Below are 15,599 nucleotides of genomic sequence, written 5' to 3' on the forward strand. Positions count from 1 at the left end.
GGAGGTGTTAGTAGTGCGCGGATCTAGTCAGTTCGCCGACGCGACGTCTGGTGTTGTCTACATTCATTCGTCGCCTGCCGCGCTGTGCCCACATATCGAATGGACGCTCACCTCGACTCTCAAGGCCCCGGCCAAACTGCGCTGGACCGCGCAGCCGGCGGCCCCCGGGAATTTGCGGGCCACCACCGATTGGTACGGCCCGGTCGGTACCGGCGGTCGGTTAGCTGGAGCATTGCGTGACTGGCCCGTGCTCGCCTTCGAAGTCACCGAGGAACCCAGCGAAGGCGTCGACGGCGAGCGCTACAGCTTTGTGCCCGGCCTGGGCCTGTGGCACGGCGCGACCAGCGCCAGCGGTGACGTCATGGTCGGAGAGATGCGACTGCGCGCCATCGTCGCCGAGGCCCGCGGCCGCGGCCAGGGCAGCGCCACCGACATTGCCGCCGAAATCGACCGCGCCCTCGGCACCGCCTGGGACGATGCACTCGAACCCCTCCGACTCGGCGACGAAGGCGGCGCGGAGGTCACCTGGCTGCGCCGCGACGTCGGCTGACACACCCCGCACGGCAGGCCCACCTCCCTTCGATCAAGGAGCTCCCATGCGGCGCACCGTCGCCACCTTCGCCCTAGTCGGCGCCGTGGCCCTCAGTCTCGCGGCCTGCAACGGCGCACCTGCGACCAAAGAGGCCATCCAGGGACCCTCTCCGTCCAGTGCCGCGCCGAGCGACAATGCCTATCCGACGGTCACCTCCGATGGTGCGGTCGACTGCGGTCCCGGCGTGAACGGTCTCTCGGTTGTCGCGCTCACCACCAAGGGCACCGACTTCTGCGCGACTGCCCTCGCGGTCACCAATGCTTACGGCGACGCGCGCAAAGCCCAGCCCAAGGGCGACATCCCCGTCACCGTCAACAACATTCGCTGGGTGTGCGGTGAGCGGCAGGGCAGCCCGAACTCCTACCAGGAGTGCGCCAGCCAGAACGAATCCGCCGAAAAGGTCCGCCTCTACTCGTGAATCGGCGCTAGCCGCTGTTGCGCGGTATTCCGGTGCAGTCGATCGGCTGGGCGTTCTCCGGATCGAGCGCATTCAGAATATATTGGCCCGCAATCGGATCGGCGGCCAGGAAGAGATGCTCGCTGAAGTCGTTCGGGCATGCGTCCTGCAGGACGATATTGGTGATGTTCGGGCCGGGCGGAGCAATCCCGCTGGTGTAGGGAACAACGGCTTCGTCGTAGCGGGTCACGATATCGGTGTATTCGATGCTCGCGGGAAACGGGTCGTTCGCGTTGACCGCGTTCATGAAGTCCGAGCCCCTGAAGAAGTCGAGCACCGAGTGGCTGAAAACCCCTGCCACCGTGCTGAGCAGCGGAGCGAGCCCCGCTGCTTTCATCGCATCGAGCAATGCGGACAGTCCGTACAGGGTAGTGCCGTCCCACAGCGGAGCCAGATTCACCGATTTGGCGACCTTCTCTGCGCCGCCGAGGAATTGGATGTACCAGCGCGGCATGATGGTGCCCTGCGAATGTCCGATCAGATCGACCTTGGCGGCGCCGGTAGCGGCGAGTACTCGATCGATGAAAGGGGCGAACTCGCCCGCGGCGACCGCACGCATATCGGCATTGCCGGGTAGGGCGAGACCGCCGAGCATGCCGGTTACGGTGTTCGGGTCGATGCCATAGGTCAGTGTGAAGACGCAGTAGCCGTTATTGGCCAGCAGGGGCGCGATGTAGCGATAGTTCTGCGAGGGCCCGGCGCTGGTGCCCGAGACCAGGACCACCGGTTCCGGGTGTGCCGCAGTGGGTTTGCAACTCCAGTCGTTCGTTCCGGGCGGTGTGCCGCGGAAGTCGACGACATTCGGCAGGATCGCGGCCAGGTTCTCGACTGGCCCCCAGGGGACATGGAACGGTGGCGGCTCGGCGGCGGCGCGGCCCGGTCCGTAACCGAGCACCGCGAGGACCGCGAGGAGCGGCGTGAGCCACAAATTTAGAGAACGCATGCTTCCTAAGTTATGCGACGCGCGTCACTGCGCCTATGGGCGTGCGGCACAAAGAGATTAGTCAGACTGACAAGGCGATACCGCTCTCGAGGTCAGTTGGGTCGAGGAGCGCTGTGATGGGCGCGGCCACCGCCGGTCCGAAATCCGCTGCCACCGCCAGGAACAGGTCGCGATAGGCATCGACGAGTGCGAGTGTGCGCAAGGCGGTTTCGGCGGACCTTCGGTCCCGGCCGGGCTTGCCGAGTGTGGTGGCGATGAGATCCGCTGCGGCCCAGTCGATATGGCGATCGAACCAGGCCTGAGCCGACTCGTGGTAGTTCCTGCCGTTCAGCCAGTTGGCCATCCACCGGGTCATGGCCGATCCGGTGATCGGCATCATGGCGGCGGGGACGAAGGACCGTCTGGTCTGCGCGATGGCGAGGACGAAATCGATTGCCTCCGTGCCGAAACGGGCCAGCAGCCGGCACAGCGGCTGAATCGGGACCACGGGGCTGACCGACGGCGGCCGGCGAAGATAGGGCAGGGCGATATCGCCGGGCGCCAATGCCAGGATGTAGGACAGCCGCATACCGCTCGGGGTGGGGTACTTCAGCTCGCTGTCGATGGACTTCTGCCAATCACCCGGCATCCGCCAGTTCCGATTGTCGAGATCGATCGCGGCCCACACGGCTTGTTCGCCGTCCTCCCAGGCGAGCGAGAGGGGCTGCGGCTCATGGAATCCCGTCACCACGACCGGCTTACGCCGCACGGCAGTGCCTTCGGTGTCCTGAATAGCCTTCGGTGTCCTGCATACGAAGCAAGATAGCCGCAGGGACCGGCAACTGTGGGCGGCCTCCGGGGAGACCGCCCACAGTTGTTGCCGCATAAGGACTTACAGCGGAATGTTCTTCAGGTGACTCGGCCGTGACGGGGCCGCGGCCAGTGCGGCGGCGACGATGGAGCGGGTCTTGGCCGGATCGATGATCTCGTCCACGACGCCGATGGCGACAGCGCGCTCGACGCCGCCCGCGATCTGCTCGTGCTCGGCGGTGAGACGCTCGATGAGGGCCTCGCGCTCCTCCTCCGGGGCGGCCGCGATGGCCTTCTTGTGGAGGATGCCGACCGCGGCCTTGGCGCCCATGACGGCGACCTCGGACTCGGGCCAGGCGTACACGGCCGTGGCGCCCAGCGAGCGCGCGTTCATGGCGATGTAGGCGCCGCCGTAGATCTTCCGGGTCACCAGGGTGACACGCGGGACGCGGGCTTCGGCGAAGGCGTGCAGCAGCTTCGCGCCGCGGCGCACCACACCCTCCCACTCCATGCTGACGCCGGGCAGGTAGCCGGGAACGTCGGTGATGACCACGAGGGGAATACCGAAGGAGTTGCACAGGCGCACGAAACGCGCTGCCTTCTCGGCACTTTCGGAGTTCAGGCAGCCACCCATGCGGATCGGGTTGTTGGCCAGCACACCGACGGTGCGGCCGCCGAGACGGCCCAGACCGGTGACGATGCTGCGGGCGTATCCGCCCTGCATCTCCTCGAAAGTGCTTTCGCCGTCGACATTGTCGAGCAGCTCGTTGACGATCGGCTTCACGTCGTAGGCGCGCTTGGCCGAAGCCGGCAGCATGGCCTTCAGATCCACATCGCCGTGCGCGGCAGCGACGAGATCGAACTCGCCCTGCTCGGCGAACATGGACACCAGGCGACGGCCGCGGTGCAGCGCATCGGCCTCGTCATTGGCGACGATGTGGCAGACACCGGACTTCTTGCCGTGGGTGACCGGCCCGCCCAGGGTCGCCATATCCACGTTCTCACCGGTGACGCTGCGGACCACGTCGGGGCCGGTGACGAAGATACGGCCCTCGGGGGCCATGATCACGATATCGGTCAGGGCAGGACCGTACGCGGCGCCACCGGCGGCGAAGCCGAGCACCACGGAGATCTGCGGGACCAGGCCGGACGCGCGGACCATGGCCTCGAAGACCAGGCCGACAGCGTGCAATGCTTCGACACCTTCGGCGAGCCGGGCGCCGCCCGAATGCCAGATGCCGACAACAGGAGTCTTGGAGTCGATCGCGGTATCGATCGCATCGACGATGTGCTTGCAGCCGTCGACACCCATGGCGCCGCCCATGACGGTCGCGTCGGAGCAGTAGGCGACGGTGCGAACGCCGTCGACCTCACCGATCGCGGCGAGCACGCCGGACTTGTCGCGGGGGTGCAGCGGTAGAACGGTTCCGGGATCGAAGAAACGCTGCAACCGACCCAGCGGGTCACGGGGATCGGTCACGGTATCCGCGTGCGCGGGAGCCATGATGGTCATCGCAAACTCTCCTTGGATTAAGGAAGTGCGGTCGCTAGAGAGCGGCTGCCAATGTCGAAGTCCCGGCGGGGATTCTGCTGGAGAACCCAGAGGGGTGCGGGTTCTCGATCCGAGTCCCCGCCGGGACCACCTGTCTTACAAACCGGCGCTGATGGTGAACCTGTTAGTTCATCAGTGCGTCAGTACCGGCCGAAGGCGAGCGCGACATTGTGCCCACCGAAACCGAACGAGTTGTTGATCGCGTACTGGATGTCCTGACGGCGAGCCTCGCCGTGCACGACATCAAGGTCGATCTCCGGATCCTGGTTCTCCAGATTCAGCGTCGGGGGGACGATGCCGTCCCGAATCGCCAGAACCGTGAGTACCGACTCGAGCGCGCCGACGGCGCCGATCGAGTGGCCCAGGGCGGACTTCGGTGCGTAGATCGAGGCGTGGTTGCCCACGGCCTTGATGATCGCGTTCGCTTCCGCGGCGTCACCGATAGGGGTGGCAGTCGCATGGGCGTTGATGTGGGTGATGTCCTGCTTGGTCAGACCGGCAGTCTGCATCGCCCGTGTCATCGCACGCGCCGCACCGTCACCCGTGGGATCGGGAGCGACCAGGTGGAAACCATCGGAAGTGATGCCCGCGCCCAGCAATCGAGCGTGGATCGTGGCGCCACGAGCCTTGGCGTGCTCCTCGGTCTCGATGACCATGAGCGCGCCCGCTTCGCCGAAGACGAAGCCGTCACGATCCTTGTCGAAGGGACGCGAGGCGCCCTTCGGATCGTCGTTGCGGGTGCTCATCGCGCGCATCATCGAGAATGCCGCGATCGGCACCGCATCGATGAAGCCCTCGACGCCACCGGTGACAACGATATCCGCGTCACCCATGACGATCATGCGCCACGCATTGGCGATTGCCTCGGAACCCGACGAACACGCCGAGACCGGAGTGATCACTCCTGCCCGGGCCTTGAGCTCGAGACCGACAACCGCCGACGGACCGTTCGGCATGACCATCTGAACAGCCAGCGGCGAAATCTTGCGATAGCCACCGTTCTTCAGCTTGTCGACCGAATCGATGAGCGCGTCGCCGCCGCCGAGACCGGTGCCGATAGCGACACCCAGACGCAGCGGGTCGACCTCCGGAGAACCGGCGTTCTTCCACACCTCGCGACCGAGAACGGTCGCGAGCTGCTCGACGTAAGCCATCCGCCGGCACTCGACCCGAGTGAGCAGCGTGTCCGGCGCGACCTTCAGGTGTCCGCCGATGCGAACCGGAAGGTCGTACTCCGCGATGAAATCGTCTTCGAGAACGTCGATGCCGCTCTCGCCGTTGAGGAGGCCCTTCCACGTCGCATCGACGTCACCAGCGATCGACGTGGTCGCCGCCATGCTGGTGACGACGACGTTGGGGAAGTTCCCATTCAAGGTGGAAGGAGTGGTCACAGGTCGGTCCTACTCGTTTCCGAACTTGGACTTCATGGCTTCGGCGGCCTCGGCGTTCTCGGCCTCGAGCTTCTGGATGTACGACACCGCGTCGCCGACGGTCTTCAGGCTCGCCAGATCCTCGTCCGGGATCTTGACGCCGTACTTGTCCTCGGTCTGAACGGCGATCTCGACCATCGACAGCGAGTCGATGTCCAGGTCGTCGACGAAGGACTTCTCGATGGTCACCTCGGAGGGCTCGATACCGGTCACCTCTTCGATGATCTTGCCGAGCTCTTCGACGATCTGTTCCTGGGTCAGAGCGGCCACTGTGGTGGCTCCCTTCTTAATTCATGTCGATGGTTGGGATTTTTCTGGTGCTTGCGGTCCGGTCACTGGAAAGTCACCGTGCCCGTCGCCGTTGACGAAGCAAGACCGCGAGTCAAGCTAGTCCGTGGTGGTGAGTTCGGCCAGCGCGGGGAGGTCCGACGGGGTCTTCAGCGCCAGATTCGGGGTGCCCTTGAGCTCCCGCTTGGCAATGCCGACCAAGGTTCCCGCCGGTGGCAACTCTGCCACTGCGGAAACTCCCGCCGTACGAATGGATTCGGTGCACAGGTCCCAGCGCACGGGCCGGGTGACCTGGGCAGCAAGCTTGTCTACCGCATCCTGGCCGGAGGTGACCGGCTTACCGTCGAAATTCGACAGCAATACCCGGATCGGCTCGCTGGGAGCGATCCTGGCGATAGCCTCCGCCACCGCGTCCTGGGCAGGTGCCATGAACGCGGTATGGAAGGCGCCGGCGACCGGAAGGGCTCGGACACGAGCCTTTTCGGGCGGGTTGCTCGCGAGTTCCGCGAGCGCGTCCAGCCTACCCGCCGCCACGATCTGGCCGACCGCGTTGCGGTTGGCCGGGATCAGGCCGAGTTCCTCGAGCCGGGCGAGCACGGCGGCTTCGTCACCGCCGAGCACCGCCGACATACCGGTCGGCTCGAGTGCGCATGCCTTGGCCATCTCCGCGCCACGGAGTGCAGCCAGGGCCACCGCGTCATCAGGGGAGATGACTCCGGCGATGGCAGCGGCGGCGAGTTCACCGACCGAGTGTCCGGCGACGATCGTATCCGCGGGAAGTGCATCCGGGGGGATTTCCGCGAACGCCAGCAGTGCGGCCGCCACGACCAGAGGCTGGGTCACCGACGTATCGGTGATCTCCTCGGCCGTAGCGGTGGTACCCAACCTCAGCAGGTCCAGTCCCGAGGCCTTCGACCACAACGCGATTCGATCAGCCGCGCCGGGCAGTTCGAGCCAAGGGGTGAGCATGCCGGGTGTCTGAGACCCCTGTCCTGGGGCAAGCAACGCGATCACGTCTCTAAGACAACACTGTGAGGGCGCTCTCACGAGATGTCGGCGCGAATGAAGCTTTGGGGGGTCTTTTGTGAGGTGTCCACAAAAGGGCAAGTGAGTCGAGCCGATCGTCCGGTTCGCGAATTGCGTTACAGCCCGTCCTTGGGATCTGTGACGGACGCAACATCTGGGGCTGAAGTGTGCGATTCGTTACGTGTTCGAGTCAGCCTTCCTATAGTGGAGGCGATTCGTAACACGTAGGCATCGCGCGGATTCATCGGATCCCGGCCCGTGATGTCGGCGATGCGCTTCAACCGATACCGGACGGTGTTTGGATGAACGTACAGTTGCCGCGCACAGGTCTCGACGGCCCCGCCGCAGTCCAGGTAAGCCTCCAAAGTATTGGACAGCTCGCCCGCAGCAGCGGCCAACGGTAGCACAAGCAATTCGTTGAGGGCGGTTACCGCGGCACGATCTCCGAGCAGTGCTCGTTCGGGCAGCAATTCCGTCGCGTGCACCGGGCGCGGCGCGCTGCGCCAGCCCACCACCGCCTCCATTCCGGCCATCGCCTCCACCGAACTGATGTGTGCGACACCGAGGGTGCGGGTGGTCGGGCCGATCACCACGGGACCGTCGGAGAAGGCCTCGCTGAGCAGATCGGCCAGGAACGGTGAGGGATACAGAGTGTCGCCCAGATGGCCGCTGACAACCATCACCAGGCGGGAACCCTGCACCACGGCAAGTGCGTTGCGGCCGTGTCGGGCTGCCACCGAGTGCACCGAACCGACCACTGCCACTTGATCTTTCGGGGGAGTGCCGATCAGTACGGTGGCGGGCGCGCTGGCATCCCAATTGAGAGTCGCGGCGCGCGAAAGCATTTCGGGACCGGTATCGCCGCGCACCACGGCGTCGACGACCAGGGCCTCCAGCCGGGTATCCCAGGCGCCGCGCGATTCGGCGGCGCTGGCGTACACCGAGGCGGCCGCGAAACCGAGCTCACGCCCGTATCGCAGCACCGCCTCGGTGAGCGCCACCAGCTGCCGGTCGTTGCGCGCCAGCGCCGGCAGCCACTGTTCGAAGAACTCCATGGCCACCCGGACCATGTCGACGGTCTGGCGCAGCGTCAGGCGCCGCGCCAGATCGTCCGGAATCACTTGGAACGCATCGAGACTGAACCTGATGTCGCTCTCCGGATCCTGCAACCACTCCAGGAAGTTCACCACCGCCGTCTGCACCAGCATCTGGACACCGGCCCGTTGGGCGGCATCCAGATTGGCGAAGAACGGCAACCGCTCCTGCATCGAGGAGACCGCCTCGGTGGACAGGCGACCCGAGAACTGCTTCACCCGCTTGAGGAGGGTGTCCGGTAGTGGGTCGCGTGTCTGCCGATTCGGCGAGAGCGCGCCGGTGGGAAGGTAGACCTCGTGTTCTGAGGAGCCTTCGTTGATCCGGCGCGGCCTCGGCGGTTTACGTTCCACAGTGCTTATGGTGCGTTATGCGTCGCCACCTTCGGTACCGGGTGCCGCCTTCGGCGCGGCGTTGACGTCGTCGATGCGGTAGCGGGCAGCGGCCTCGACCAGCTTGGCCTGGTCGATCGTTCCGGCTTCGGCCAGACCGGCGAGTGCCGCGACCACGATGGACGCCGCATCGACATTGAAAACGCGGCGCGCCGCCGGACGCGTGTCGGAGAATCCGAAACCGTCGGTGCCGAGCGAGATGAACGTGCCCGGAACCCACTGGCGGATCTGATCCGGCACCGCACGCATCCAGTCCGAGGCGGCCACGAACGGGCCCGAGGCCGGTCCCGCCGTGCCGAGTGCCTTGGTGACGTACGGCAGGCCCGGATCGACATCCGGGTGGTGCAGCTTGGCGATCTCCTTGGCGAGAGCGTCCTTTCGGAGCTCACCCCATGAGGTCACCGACCACACGTCCGCCTGCACACCCCACTCGTCGGCCAGCATCTGCTGTGCGAGCAGACCGTCGGGCATCGTCACGCCCGCCACCAGGATCTGCGCGCGCACCTGGCCCTCGCCACCGCGCTTGTAGAGGTAGATGCCCTTGAGCAGGCCCTCCACATCGAGGTTCTCCGGCTCGGTCGGCTGCTGCTGGGGCTCGTTGTAGAGGGTGATGTAGTAGAAGATGTCCTCGCCGCCGAACTCGTGGTGCACCGAATGCGCCTCGGGATCGGTGCCCGGCAGGGCCTCCTGATAACCGGTGGTGCCGACGCCGCCGCCGTACATCCGGCGCAGGCCGTCCCGCACGATGTGGGCGATTTCGAAGGCGAACGCCGGATCGTAGGGGACACACGCCGGATTGGTGGACGCCAGCAGCAGCGAGTGACCGTCGTTGTGCTGCAGGCCCTCACCGGTCAGTGTGGTTCGCCCGGCGGTAGCTCCGAGTACGAATCCGCGTGCCATCTGATCCGCGGCGGCCCAGAGACCGTCACCGGTGCGCTGGAATCCGAACATCGAATAGAAGATGTAGAGCGGGATCATCGGCTCGCCGTGCGTGGAGTACGAGGTGCCCACCGCGGTGAAGGATGCGGTGGAACCGGCCTCGTTGATGCCCTCGTGCAGGATCTGTCCGGTGGCCGACTCTTTGTAGGCAAGCATCAACTCGGCGTCGACGGATGTGTACAACTGACCGTTACGGTTGTAGATCTTCAACGAAGGGAACCACGAGTCCATACCGAAGGTACGGGCCTCGTCCGGGATGATCGGCACGATGCGCTTGCCGATTTCCTTGTCCCGCAACAGGTCCTTCATGAGGCGCACGAAGGCCATCGTGGTCGCGATGCTCTGCTTGCCCGAGCCCTTGCGGACGCTGCGGTAGGCCTCGTCGCCCGGAAGTTGCAGAGGCTTTGCTGCAGTACGTCGTTCGGGGACGAAACCGCCCAGGTTCGCGCGCCGGCCCATCATGTACTGGATCTCCGGCGCGTCCATGCCCGGGTGGTAGTACGGGGGCAGGTAGGGATTCTTCTCGAGATCGGCATCGCTGATCGGAATGCGCTGCACATCGCGGAAGGCCTTGAGGTCGTCCAGGGTCATCTTCTTCATCTGGTGCGTGGCATTGCGGGCTTCGAAGTGCTTGCCCAGGCCGTAGCCCTTGATGGTCTTGGCGATGATGACCGTCGGCTGTCCCTTGTGCGCCATGGCCGCCGCGTAGGCCGCGTAGATCTTGCGGTAGTCGTGGCCGCCGCGCTTGAGGTTCCAGATGTCGTTGTCCGACAAGCCCTTCACGAGCTCCTTGGTCCGCGGGTCGCGGCCGAAGAAGTGCTCGCGCACGTATGCACCGTCATTGGCCTTGTACGTCTGGTAGTCGCCGTCGGGTGTGGAGTTCATCAGGTTGACCAGAGCGCCGTCGCGATCGGCCTGCAGCAGCGAGTCCCACTCGCGGCCCCAGACCACCTTGATGACGTTCCAGCCGGCGCCGCGGAAGAACGACTCCAGTTCCTGGATGATCTTGCCGTTGCCGCGCACCGGGCCGTCCAGGCGCTGCAGATTGGCATTGATGACGAAGGTCAGATTGTCCAGGCCCTCGTTCGCGGCGACCTGGATCAGGCCGCGCGATTCCGGCTCGTCCATCTCGCCGTCGCCGAGGAACGCCCACACATGCTGATCGGAGGTGTCCTTGATGCCGCGATCATTCAGGTAGTGGTTGAAGCGCGCCTGGTAGATGGCGTTCATCGGGCCCAAACCCATGGAGACCGTGGGGAATTCCCAGAAGTCCGGCATGAGCCGCGGGTGCGGGTAGGACGAGAGACCCTTGCCGGGGCCGCCGTGGGAGTACTCCTGGCGGAACCCGTCCATCTGGTCTTCGGTCAGGCGGCCTTCGAGATACGCGCGGGCGTAGATGCCGGGGGAGGCGTGACCCTGGATGTAGACCTGGTCGCCACCGCCCACATGATCCTTACCGCGGAAGAAGTGGTTGAAACCCACCTCGTACAGGGCGGATGACGACGCGTAGGTCGAAATATGGCCACCCACACCGACTCCGGGCCGCTGCGCGCGGTGCACCATGACCGCGGCATTCCAGCGGATGTAGGCGCGGTAGCGGCGCTCGGTCTCCTCATCGCCCGGGAACCAGGGTTCGTTCTCGGTGGGGATGGTGTTGACGTAGTCGGTGGAGGTGAGCGCCGGAATCGCGACGTGGCGTTCGCCGGCGCGTTCCAGCATGCGCAGCATCAGGTAGCGCGCGCGGCCGGGGCCTTCGCGTTCGAGCATTTCGTCGAAGGAGTCGAGCCACTCGCTGGTTTCTTCCGGATCGATGTCCGGCAGGTATGACGCCACCCCCTCGCGAATCACTCGAACCCGGCCCCCTGCCGGGAGGTTGCGTGCCGGGCCGTTTGTGGGACTCGGCGAAGAAATCGGGTGCATCAGGTCGGTCAAGACGTTTGCTCCTCGTACACAGGGATGAGACATCTGATAAGTGCCATTACCCCGGGTTGTCGCTGGTAGGCGGCATACCCGTAACGATTGGTTTGCGGCGCACCTCACATCCTTGTGCATGGTGCGTCATGGGTCATCATGTCAGCCGCTGATCCAGTACGGTTCTTCAGGGAACCGGCCGAGGCAGGAACGGGGAGGACGATGAAACTGAACCCACGTGGGTTCGGATTGGCGGGCGCGGCCGCGGCGGTGGGGCTGGGCCTGGTTATCGCAGGTTGCGCCAGCACTGTCGAGGGTACGCCGACGGTGAATCAGGCCGACGCGACTTCGTATCGCGCGGAAGCGGCCACCTCTTCCGCCGCAGCCGCCGCCGCGAAAGCGGCCGCCGCGCAGACGAAGGCGATTGCCGACAATTGCGACCCGTTCCGCGCGACCACGGGCACGGCGGTGGATCGCTACAACGATTTCGTCGACGCGCACGACGGCAATACCGGCGACCAGACCGCCAAGCGGGACGCCGCCGCGGGCGCTCTGGAGGACGCGGCGAAGACCGTCGAGACCCGAGTGGGCGCTTCCGGCCCCGACTTGCCGACAGACCTCGCACAAAAATTCACGGATTATGTGACGGCCGCCCGGGGGCTCTCGGCGGAGGTCCAGAAGATGGCGAGCACCTCGCCCGTCGGACCGCTGAATGATGCGAGTCACAAGGTCAACGACGCTTTGAACGCGGTTCGCGGGGCGTGCCCGGCGAAGTGAGCCGGGGTCGCGGGGGGCCTCGCGCCGAGCCGGCGGCGCGTCGCACATACGACATTTAGCTTGCGAATTCGTTCGATCAGCTTGCGCTGAGAGCAAGAACCATGTTCGCTTGCATCTACCTATTGTCTGGAGTTGAGGAGGACGCCACCGTGGTCGCCGCGGCGGACGCGCAGAACTACGCTCAGAAGCTTGGCATTACTCACGGACTGGTGATTCAGGAGCTGGGCTGGGACGAGGATACCGACGACGGCTTGCGAGCCGCCGTGGAAGAAGCCATCGGCTCGGAGATGCTCGATGAGGACACTGATGAGGTGGTCGATGTCGTGCTGCTCTGGTGGCGTGACGGAGACGGCGACCTTGTCGACGAGCTCCTCAACGTCATTACTCCGTTGTCGGATGAAGGCATTGTCTGGGTTTTGACACCCAAGACCGGCCAGAGCGGGCATGTTGATCCGGCGGAAATCGCCGAATCCGCAACCCCGGCCGGTTTGACCCAGACCTCGTCGATCAGCCTCGGTGACTGGTCCGGCTCCCGCCTGGTGCAACCCAAGACGCCCTCGAAGCAGCGCTAACCCGCGTCTTCGCTAAGGTTTTCGATATGGACGGCGCATCACGCTGTGATGCGCCGTCCACGAATGCCCTGACAGGATTGAGGTTTGCATGCCCCTAGAGGTCGGCACGGTCGCACCGGACTTCACACTGAAGGACCAGAACAATCAGGACGTCTCCCTCTCCAGCTACCGCGGTGAGAAGAACGTTCTGGTTGTCTTCTACCCCTTGGCCTTCACCGGTATCTGCCAAGGCGAGCTCTGCAAGGTCCGCGATGAACTTCCCAAGTTCCAGAACGACAGTGCAGAGATCCTTGCCATCTCGGTAGGTCCCCCGCCCACCCACAAGATCTGGGCGGCCGAACAGGGCTACACCTTCCCCCTGCTCTCCGATTTCTGGCCGCACGGCGAGGTAGCCACCTCGTACGGCGTCTTCAACGAAAAATCCGGCTACCCCAACCGCGGCACCTTCGTCATAGACAAGGACGGAATCATCCGTTTCGCCGAAATGAACGGCCCCGGAGAAGCCCGTGACCAGCAGGCTTGGGAGAAAGCCTTGGCCGCGCTAGATTCATAACCCGTTGCCCCCGGACTGCGGTCCCGGCGGCAACATCCGGATCCCGGCCTCCCGCCGGAATCTCGGGCACATAGCTCAGTGGTAGAGCTCTGGTTTTACACACCAGCGGTCGTAGGTTCGATCCCTACTGCGCCCACCATGTTCAAGCCCAGGTCAGAGGCTATTTCTGATCATCTGGCAGTGTTCCTGCCAGCGGCCTGAAACGGGCCAGGGTTCCAACAGTGTTCCAACAGACGGTCGAGCTAAGCGCCGGTCGCCTCGGTGTCCCCGCCGAACAGGGCCGTGCCGGTCGCTTCGAGAATCTCGGGCCGCACATGGGCGTAGACCCGTGCGAGTACCGCCGGATCATGGCCGAGCCACTTCGCCACGGCGATGATCGATGCACCCGAATCAATCAGGATGGTCGCGGCAGTGTGCCGGGTGTCGTGCAGCCGGATCACCGGCAGCCCGGCCGCTTTCGCCTGGCGCTGGAACTCGTCGGTGTACCACTCCGGCCGAATCTCCTCGCCATCCTCGTGCACGGCGAGGAGACGTTCGTCGGTCCACTGCTGCCCCAAGGCCAGCGCTTCGGCCTTCTGCGCAATCTTCAACCGGCCGAGAGCCTTCACCACGTCGGCTGGGAGCGGCAGGCTGCGGCGGGACCGCCGCGACTTCGGGTCGTCCTCTTCTACGTCCTTGCCGACGGCTACCCGGCCCCGGCGGATGTGCAAAGTGTTGCCCCCAATACGAGACCACCGCAGCCCCATGATTTCCGAGCGCCGCAGCCCACACAGCGACAGCAGGAACAGCGCGTAGAGGCGATGCTCACGGACGTGCTCCCGGAAGGCGCGGCTCTGCTCCCGCGTCCAGAACTGCATCTCGGTGTCAGCGACATCGGGCCGCTTCACCAGTCGGGCGACGTTGCGGGTCACCAGGCCCTGATTCATCGCGTCATCGAGCGCGGCCGAGAGTTGGATCAGCATGGTGGTGACGGTGCGGGCGGACACGCCCTGCGATGCGCGCGGCGCTGTGGTGTCGGGGGCGAGTGCGTAGATGCCGCGCTTCGGCCGAACCACCATGCCTGAGTTGCGCAACCGGTCCAGGTACCGCCCGGCCTTCTCGCCGAACTTCTCGGTCACCTGCGCGTAGCGCACGCCGTCAGGGTGCGCGGCGACGAACGCCAGCACCGCCGTCACAGCGTCGTTGGTCGGAGCCTTGCCGCCACGCCCCTCTGTGAGGCGCCACGTCACGAGGTCGTCCACGTGCTTCTTGGTGAGCTGCTGGAGCGGCAGCTCACCAAGCCTGTCCACCACGGGCTTGAGAGCGTGCCGGTAGCCCTCAACGGTCACCCGGCGGACATCGCGCCGACCATCCAGCCAGGCCTTGATGTGCGCGCCCACGGTGGTCTTGGTCGGCGCGACGTAGCGGCCTTCGGCGACCTCGGTGGTGATGCGCCGATATTCCCGCCGCGCTTCGGTTTTGGTGTCGTAGGTGAACCGGCGACGGTCGCGGGTGCCGTCCGCCTTGAGCCCGACATCGACCAAGAAGTGATAGGACTTCACGCCGTTCTTGGATGTGCGCACGTCGATGGGCTCGGAACGGCGCGAGGGCTGCGCCTTGTCGGTGTTGGGGCTCATCTGTTCAACTCCGTTTCGATCTGGTCGAGGGTGAGCCCGTAGCCGGATGGCCTGGTGCTCGCGGTTACAACAAGGACACGCGGGGGATGGACACTTCCCGTTTTTGGATTCAGATCAATGCAGCTGTGCCGGTACGAGACCGGTGGTCATGACGCCACTGCCGACGAAGCGATGGCCGCCAGTTGTCCAGACGCAGGGTCTGCGCTATGTGGTAAACGAGCGCGGCGGCGGACTGCGGAACGCTGCGCCGGCCAGTCGCGGAAGCTCTACCGTGCGCCAATGTCCGGTTCGTCATCGACCCGCAGTGCCTCGCGAATCCATTTGGACGGAATGCGCACTCGGTGGCCGACCCGAATAGCGGGCAGCTCACCGGATTTGACTGCGGCATAGACGGTGGAACGTCCGATCCCGAGGAGCCTGGCCGCATCAGGGATCGATATCGTCGGCTCGACCAGCAGGCGTCGCAACGCTTCTCCCGCACCCGTGTCGGTGGCATCGCGTGGAATACGAGGATGTTCGGACATGAAAGCTCCTGACAGGCTTGTTGCCCGGTCAGTCCCTCGCGACCTTCAGGATACCGCCCTATTCTGTCAGTGACGTTTGACCTGACCTGCTGCAGACGGGGAAAGGTTGTCGCTCGGCGGAATTCACGAAGCCGCCCGCGCTGTCA

The 15,599-nt window shown here is 65.1% G+C and carries 15 protein-coding genes and 1 tRNA gene; 6 read left to right on the plus strand and 10 right to left on the minus strand.

The annotated features are described in order from the left end of the window. The first annotated feature begins 13 nt into the window (after nt 1-13). Together OG716_RS40455 and OG716_RS40460 are read left to right on the plus strand one after the other, a co-directional pair. The gene (locus tag OG716_RS40455; RefSeq protein ID WP_355127083.1) at nt 14-550 is read left to right on the plus strand and encodes a DUF3145 domain-containing protein; all 537 of its coding nucleotides are present in this window, start codon (nt 14-16) and stop codon (nt 548-550) included. Between the two features lie 46 nt (nt 551-596). After that, complete coding sequence (locus tag OG716_RS40460; RefSeq protein WP_405135437.1) at nt 597-1,010, plus strand: hypothetical protein; 414 nt, start codon at nt 597-599, stop codon at nt 1,008-1,010. 7 nt (nt 1,011-1,017) lie between these two features. Here OG716_RS40460 and OG716_RS40465 read toward each other — a convergent pair whose 3' ends face one another. The 8 genes from OG716_RS40465 to aceE all read right to left on the minus strand — a co-directional run bounded on the left by OG716_RS40465 (nt 1,018) and on the right by aceE (nt 11,420). Further along, nucleotides 1,018-1,992: an esterase/lipase family protein gene (locus tag OG716_RS40465; RefSeq protein ID WP_405135438.1), complete on the minus strand. Its 975-nt coding sequence runs from the start codon at nt 1,990-1,992 to the stop codon at nt 1,018-1,020. Between the two features lie 61 nt (nt 1,993-2,053). Then, nucleotides 2,054-2,740 carry a hypothetical protein gene (locus OG716_RS40470; protein WP_405135439.1) on the minus strand — a complete coding sequence of 229 codons (687 nt, stop codon included), beginning with the start codon at nt 2,738-2,740 and terminating at the stop codon, nt 2,054-2,056. Between the two features lie 123 nt (nt 2,741-2,863). After that, a complete protein-coding gene (locus tag OG716_RS40475; protein ID WP_405135440.1) occupies nt 2,864-4,294 on the minus strand; it encodes an acyl-CoA carboxylase subunit beta in 1,431 nt (476 codons plus the stop codon). A gap of 179 nt (nt 4,295-4,473) precedes the next feature. Then, a complete protein-coding gene (locus OG716_RS40480) occupies nt 4,474-5,724 on the minus strand; it encodes a KasA/KasB family beta-ketoacyl-ACP synthase (protein WP_355127080.1) in 1,251 nt (416 codons plus the stop codon). 9 nt (nt 5,725-5,733) lie between these two features. Beyond that, entirely contained in the window at nt 5,734-6,033 is a 300-nt protein-coding gene (acpM, locus tag OG716_RS40485) for a meromycolate extension acyl carrier protein AcpM (protein WP_297616963.1), read from the minus strand. Between the two features lie 117 nt (nt 6,034-6,150). Continuing rightward, nucleotides 6,151-7,065, minus strand: a complete 915-nt coding sequence (locus tag OG716_RS40490; RefSeq protein ID WP_405135441.1) for an ACP S-malonyltransferase — start codon at nt 7,063-7,065, stop codon at nt 6,151-6,153. Between the two features lie 128 nt (nt 7,066-7,193). Continuing rightward, a complete protein-coding gene (locus tag OG716_RS40495) occupies nt 7,194-8,492 on the minus strand; it encodes a PucR family transcriptional regulator (RefSeq protein WP_405140264.1) in 1,299 nt (432 codons plus the stop codon). A gap of 45 nt (nt 8,493-8,537) precedes the next feature. Continuing rightward, nucleotides 8,538-11,420 carry a pyruvate dehydrogenase (acetyl-transferring), homodimeric type gene (gene aceE, locus OG716_RS40500; protein WP_327146668.1) on the minus strand — a complete coding sequence of 961 codons (2,883 nt, stop codon included), beginning with the start codon at nt 11,418-11,420 and terminating at the stop codon, nt 8,538-8,540. A gap of 213 nt (nt 11,421-11,633) precedes the next feature. Between aceE and OG716_RS40505 the strand changes: the two genes are divergently transcribed. From OG716_RS40505 to OG716_RS40520, 4 genes are all read left to right on the plus strand, one after another. Then, nucleotides 11,634-12,188, plus strand: coding sequence for a hypothetical protein (locus OG716_RS40505; protein WP_405135442.1), 555 nt, complete (start codon nt 11,634-11,636; stop codon nt 12,186-12,188). Between the two features lie 149 nt (nt 12,189-12,337). After that, nucleotides 12,338-12,760: a DUF3052 domain-containing protein gene (locus OG716_RS40510; RefSeq protein WP_327141357.1), complete on the plus strand. Its 423-nt coding sequence runs from the start codon at nt 12,338-12,340 to the stop codon at nt 12,758-12,760. A gap of 88 nt (nt 12,761-12,848) precedes the next feature. After that, the gene (locus OG716_RS40515) at nt 12,849-13,313 is read left to right on the plus strand and encodes a peroxiredoxin (RefSeq protein WP_355127078.1); all 465 of its coding nucleotides are present in this window, start codon (nt 12,849-12,851) and stop codon (nt 13,311-13,313) included. Between the two features lie 64 nt (nt 13,314-13,377). Next, a tRNA-Val gene (locus OG716_RS40520) sits at nt 13,378-13,452 on the plus strand. Nucleotides 13,453-13,555: 103 nt separating this feature from the next. On the opposite strand, the gene OG716_RS40525 is transcribed toward OG716_RS40520, so the two are convergent. Then, nucleotides 13,556-14,929: a tyrosine-type recombinase/integrase gene (locus tag OG716_RS40525; protein ID WP_405135443.1), complete on the minus strand. Its 1,374-nt coding sequence runs from the start codon at nt 14,927-14,929 to the stop codon at nt 13,556-13,558. Nucleotides 14,930-15,195: 266 nt separating this feature from the next. After that, nucleotides 15,196-15,453, minus strand: coding sequence for a helix-turn-helix domain-containing protein (locus OG716_RS40530; protein WP_405135444.1), 258 nt, complete (start codon nt 15,451-15,453; stop codon nt 15,196-15,198). Nucleotides 15,454-15,599 lie beyond the last annotated feature (146 nt).

The organism is Nocardia sp. NBC_01388 (assembly GCF_045040085.1).
GTDB lineage: Bacteria > Actinomycetota > Actinomycetes > Mycobacteriales > Mycobacteriaceae > Nocardia.

Excerpts from the sequence above, each read along its gene's own strand:
- OG716_RS40515 (WP_355127078.1), top strand. The coding sequence starts at position 12,849 with ATGCCCCTAGAGGTCGGCACGGTCGCACCGGACTTCACACTGAAGGAC.
- OG716_RS40505 (WP_405135442.1), top strand. The coding sequence starts at position 11,634 with ATGAAACTGAACCCACGTGGGTTCGGATTGGCGGGCGCGGCCGCGGCG.
- OG716_RS40475 (WP_405135440.1), bottom strand. The coding sequence starts at position 4,294 with ATGACCATCATGGCTCCCGCGCACGCGGATACCGTGACCGATCCCCGT.
- OG716_RS40525 (WP_405135443.1), bottom strand. The coding sequence starts at position 14,929 with ATGAGCCCCAACACCGACAAGGCGCAGCCCTCGCGCCGTTCCGAGCCC.
- aceE (WP_327146668.1), bottom strand. The coding sequence starts at position 11,420 with ATGCACCCGATTTCTTCGCCGAGTCCCACAAACGGCCCGGCACGCAAC.
- OG716_RS40530 (WP_405135444.1), bottom strand. The coding sequence starts at position 15,453 with ATGTCCGAACATCCTCGTATTCCACGCGATGCCACCGACACGGGTGCG.
- OG716_RS40465 (WP_405135438.1), bottom strand. The coding sequence starts at position 1,992 with ATGCGTTCTCTAAATTTGTGGCTCACGCCGCTCCTCGCGGTCCTCGCG.
- OG716_RS40460 (WP_405135437.1), top strand. The coding sequence starts at position 597 with ATGCGGCGCACCGTCGCCACCTTCGCCCTAGTCGGCGCCGTGGCCCTC.